The organism is Sandarakinorhabdus sp., from assembly GCF_031422795.1.
In the GTDB taxonomy this organism is placed as follows: domain Bacteria; phylum Pseudomonadota; class Alphaproteobacteria; order Sphingomonadales; family Sphingomonadaceae; genus Sandarakinorhabdus.
The window spans coordinates 1-4,343 of the sequence record NZ_JANPML010000407.1; the positions used below are offsets into that span (position 1 = coordinate 1).

The window sequence follows — 4,343 nt, forward strand, 5'->3', positions numbered from 1 at the left end:
CAGCGCCGCCGATACCGATGCCAATTTCGTGCTGACCGACAAGGCTGGCATCGTCGAAGTGCAGGGCACCGCCGAAGGCGTGCCGTTCGACGAGGAAGCGCTGCTGCGCCTGCTCCGCCTCGCCCGCATCGGCTGCGCCGACGTATTTGCCGCCCAGCTGAAGGCTGCCGGTCGGTGAGAGCGCTGGCGGCGGGCCGGTTGGTGCTGGCCACGCACAATCCGGGCAAGGTGGTGGAGCTGGCCGAACTGCTCTGCTCCCACGGTCTGGATGTGGTGTCGGCCGGCAGCCTGGGCTTGCCCGAACCTGATGAGACGGAAACCAGTTTCATCGGCAATGCCCGGCTGAAGGCGCTGGCCGCCGCGACGGCCAGCGGGCTGCCGGCGATCGCCGACGACAGCGGCCTGTGCGTCGATGGCCTTGGCGGCGCGCCGGGTATTTACTCGGCACGCTGGGCCGGGCCGGGCAAGGATTTCAGCGTCGCCATGGCGCGCGTGAACGAGGAGCTGGGCGACAAACCCCGCACCGCGCATTTCATCTGCGCCTTGTGCGTGGCCTGGCCTGATGGCCACACAGAGGCTGTGGAAGGCCGGGTGGACGGCACGCTGGTGTGGCCGCCGCGCGGGGGCAATGGTTTTGGTTATGACCCGATGTTCCTGATGGACGGCAAGCGCCAAACCTATGGCGAAATGCCCCGCGCCGAAAAGGAAGCAGACAATCACCGCGCGCGGGCATTCCGGCTGCTGGACGCGCTGCTGCCGCCAGCGGCATGACAGGCGCGCTGCCACCGGTTGCGCTCTACGTCCACTGGCCGTTCTGCGTCACCAAATGCCCCTATTGTGATTTCAATTCCCATGTCCGCGAGTCCGTGGACCAGGCGGCATGGGCCAAGGCCCTGCTCGCCGATCTGGCCTTTGAAGCCGCGCGCCTGCCCGGCCGCCGGCTGGCCAGCATCTTTTTCGGCGGCGGCACCCCCAGCCTGATGCCGCCTGCCACCGTGGCCGCCATCATCGAGGCCGCCCAGCGGCACTGGACCCCTGAACCCGATCTGGAAATCACGCTGGAGGCCAATCCGTCGAGCGTCGAGGCCGGCCGTTTTGCCGGCTTTGCCAGTGCCGGGGTCAACCGCCTGTCGTTGGGCGTGCAGGCCCTCGATGACGCCGCGCTCAAACTGCTCGGCCGCCCGCATGACGTTGCCGCCGCGCTGGCGGCGCTGGATGTGGCGCAGGCGACGTTCGGGCGGGTCAGCTTTGATCTCATCTACGATCGGCCGGGGATGACCCGCGAAAGCTGGCAGGCCGAACTGGCGCGCGCGCTCGGTTTCGGCACCACGCACCTGTCGCTGTACCAGCTCACCATCGAACCCGGCACGCGTTTTGCTGCGCTGCATGCGCGCGGACAGCTGATCATGCCCGATGAGGATACCAGCGCCGATCTGTTTGCCATCACCCAAGGCGTGACGGCGGCGGCAGGCATCCCGGCCTATGAAATCTCCAACCACGCCGCCCCCGGCCGCGAAAGCCGGCACAATCTGACCTATTGGCGCTATGGCGATTATGCCGGCATCGGGCCAGGCGCCCATGGCCGACGGGAAGGCGTGGCGACGCTGCGGCGCAAGAAGCCGGAACAATGGCTGGCCGGCGTTACCGAGGCCGGCCACGGCATGGAGAGCGAGACACCGCTCACCGTGGCGGAACGCACCACCGAAGCGCTGGTGATGGGGCTGCGGCTGGCCGAAGGGCTGGACGCGGCGCGCTTTGCCGCGCGCAGCGGCACTCCGCTGGCCGATGCGGTAAAGCCCGATGCCGTTGCCCGGCTGGTGGCACAGGGCCTGCTGATCAGCGACGCACGCGGCCTGCGCCTCACCGCCGCCGGCTGGCCACTGGCCAATGCCGTGCTGGCAGAGATCGCGCGTTAGAAGCTGTTCGGTGCCGGCGAAACGGTGCCCGTGCCCAACTGATCAACCTCCAGCGCGCGTTCGGCAACGCCCGACGGGGTGAAGCGGAACGCGCCATCGATGCCGGCAAAACCGTCGCGGGCCAGCAGGGCGGCGCGCGGGAACGGTTGCCCCAGCGGCCAGCGCGCCGCCAGGCTGCTTGCCAGCAGCACCGCATCATAGCCCAAAGAAGCCAGCCGCGACGGGTTGGTGCCGTGCTTGGCGCGATACCGCGCGGCCAGGCTGTTGAAGCGTGTATCCGACACCGTGGCATACAGCGCGCCCTTCAGCGCCGGCACCCGGGCCAAACCAGGCTCGTTGTTCCACAATTCGGTGCCCAGGATCACCATCTGGCCGGGTGCTGCGCCAAATCGCGCCAGCGGCGTGAGGAAACGCGCTGCGGCTGCGCCGGAATCGGCAATCATCAGCGCCTGGAACGGCACCGGCGCCAGCGCGCCGGCCACCCGCGCCACCGTGCCATCGGCGCGAATCTGCGGCTTGCCGCTGGCGCGCACGCGGGCATCATAGTTGGTCACCTGCGCCGCCGCTGCCGCCAGCTTGGCCGGATCGCGGGCGTAGGAGACGACCGCGGTCGAGCGGCCGCCCGCATCGTTCACCGCCTTCACGAACGCCAGCTGCGCGCGCTGGCCATAGGCACCCTGCGGCACCAGCGCCGCAAAACGATCCACGCCGCGGCTGCGCGCATAATTGATGACGCGGGCAATGGCCTGGCCGGGCTGAAAGCCCATGACGAAAACATCGCCACCGGCCGCCCCGGCATCATTGGAAAACGACAGGATGGGCACCGGCCGCCCGGCCACGGCCGCCGTCACCGCCGGCACATCGCTGGCCAGCAGCGGCCCCAGGATCAGGCCGGCACCGGCGGCCATCGCCTTGGCCGCCGCTTCGCCCGCACCCGGCGCTGTATCGAAACTGAGCAGTTGCACCTGCGGCCTGCCGAGATCGGCCATGGCCAGCGCGGCGGCATTGGCGATGGATTCGCCCAGCGCTGCGTTGGGGCCGGTAAGCGGCACCAGCAGCGCCACCTTGTTCAGCCGGGCTTCGGGCAGCGGCACCACCTGCGGCGCGACGACCGGCGGCGGCGGCGGCGGTGCAATCACCGGCGGGGCCCTTTTGGGCGTCGAACAGGCCGCGACCAGCACGCCAAGCCCGATGAAAACGCTGCGCAACACTTGCCAGCCGGGCTCAACCCCGCTCTTGATAGCCATGTGATCCAGCACCCTTCATTTGATCCGGCCAGCCCGCCCGCCGAACCACTTGCCGCCGGCCTATACATTGTGGCCACCCCGATCGGCAATCTCATGGACATCACCGCCCGCGCCCTGCTGGTGCTGGCCCGCGCCAGTCTGATCGCCTGCGAAGACACACGGGTAACGGGCAAGCTGCTTGGGGCATTCGGCATCAAGACCAGGATGTTGCCCTATCACGATCACAACGCCGGCGTGATGCGCCCCCGCCTGATTGCGCAGGCGCTGAATGAGCCCGTGGCGCTGGTCTCCGACGCTGGCACGCCGCTGATTTCCGATCCCGGCTACAAACTGGTGGCCGAAGCGCGCGCGGCGGGCGTCAATCTGGTCACGGTGCCCGGACCATCGGCGGTGATTGCCGCCCTGTGCATCGCCGGCCTGCCCACAGACCGGTTTCTGTTTGCCGGCTTCCTGCCCACCAAGGCAAAGGCCAAGGCCGATGCGATTGCCGAACTGGCCGCCGTGCCGGCAACATTGGTGTTCTACGAATCCGGGCCGCGCCTGGCGGTCACGCTGGCGGCGCTGCACGCCGGGCTGGGCGACCGGCCAGCCGCCGTGGGCCGCGAACTCACCAAGAAATTCGAAGAGATGATTACGGGCCCGCTGTCGGAACTGGCCGCTCGCTGGGCGGATGCGCCGCCCAAGGGCGAGATTGTCGTGATGGTCGGCCCGCCGCTGCCGGCGCCGGCGGCCACGGCGGATGATCTTGATTCGGCGCTGCGGGAAGCGCTGGGCACCAAGCGCGTTAAAGACGCCGCCAAGGCCGTGGCTGACCGGCTGGGCCTGCCCAAAGCGCAAGTCTATGCTCGCGCGCTGGCCCTGAAGCATGGCTGATTCCCGCCGAAAGGCCAATGAGCGAAAGGGCCGCCTGGCCGAGCATGTCGCCGCCATCTGGCTGATCGCCAAGGGTTATCGGCTGCTCGGCCGCCGCCTGAAGACGCCTGGCGGCGAGATTGATCTGCTGCTCCGTCGCCGCGACGCGCTGGTTTTTGTGGAGGTAAAGGCGCGGCCCACTCTCGACTCCGGCGTGGCGGCGCTGCATCTTGCCCAGGCGCGGCGTTGTCAGGCAGCGGCGCGCTGGCTCGCCACTCGGCACGGCTGGCCGGGCGCCGTGCTCAGGCACGATGCCGTCGTGATCACA

At 69.0% G+C, this 4,343-nt stretch carries 5 protein-coding genes and 1 pseudogene; 5 read left to right on the plus strand and 1 reads right to left on the minus strand.

Going from position 1 to position 4,343, the window contains the following annotated elements; all coding sequences use genetic code 11:
* The 3 genes and pseudogenes from RMO81_RS14210 to hemW form a co-directional block, all read left to right on the plus strand.
* A pseudogene (locus RMO81_RS14210) lies at positions 1-178 on the plus strand (ribonuclease PH); the annotation flags it as partial.
* Between the two features lie 5 nt (positions 179-183).
* Positions 184-771, plus strand: coding sequence for an RdgB/HAM1 family non-canonical purine NTP pyrophosphatase (rdgB, locus tag RMO81_RS14215; protein WP_310476562.1), 588 nt, complete (start codon positions 184-186; stop codon positions 769-771).
* Positions 768-1,916 carry a radical SAM family heme chaperone HemW gene (hemW, locus tag RMO81_RS14220; RefSeq protein WP_310476558.1) on the plus strand — a complete coding sequence of 383 codons (1,149 nt, stop codon included), beginning with the start codon at positions 768-770 and terminating at the stop codon, positions 1,914-1,916. The genes rdgB and hemW overlap by 4 nt, the downstream gene beginning before the upstream one ends.
* Here hemW and RMO81_RS14225 read toward each other — a convergent pair.
* Entirely contained in the window at positions 1,913-3,163 is a 1,251-nt protein-coding gene (locus RMO81_RS14225; protein ID WP_310476559.1) for a penicillin-binding protein activator, read from the minus strand. The genes hemW and RMO81_RS14225 overlap by 4 nt on opposite strands.
* Here RMO81_RS14225 and rsmI point away from each other — a divergent pair, their 5' ends adjacent.
* Entirely contained in the window at positions 3,164-4,036 is an 873-nt protein-coding gene (gene rsmI / locus RMO81_RS14230) for a 16S rRNA (cytidine(1402)-2'-O)-methyltransferase (protein ID WP_310476560.1), read from the plus strand.
* A partial coding sequence (locus RMO81_RS14235) for a YraN family protein (protein ID WP_310476561.1) occupies positions 4,029-4,343 on the plus strand: 315 nt, incomplete at its 3' end. The genes rsmI and RMO81_RS14235, both read left to right, overlap by 8 nt.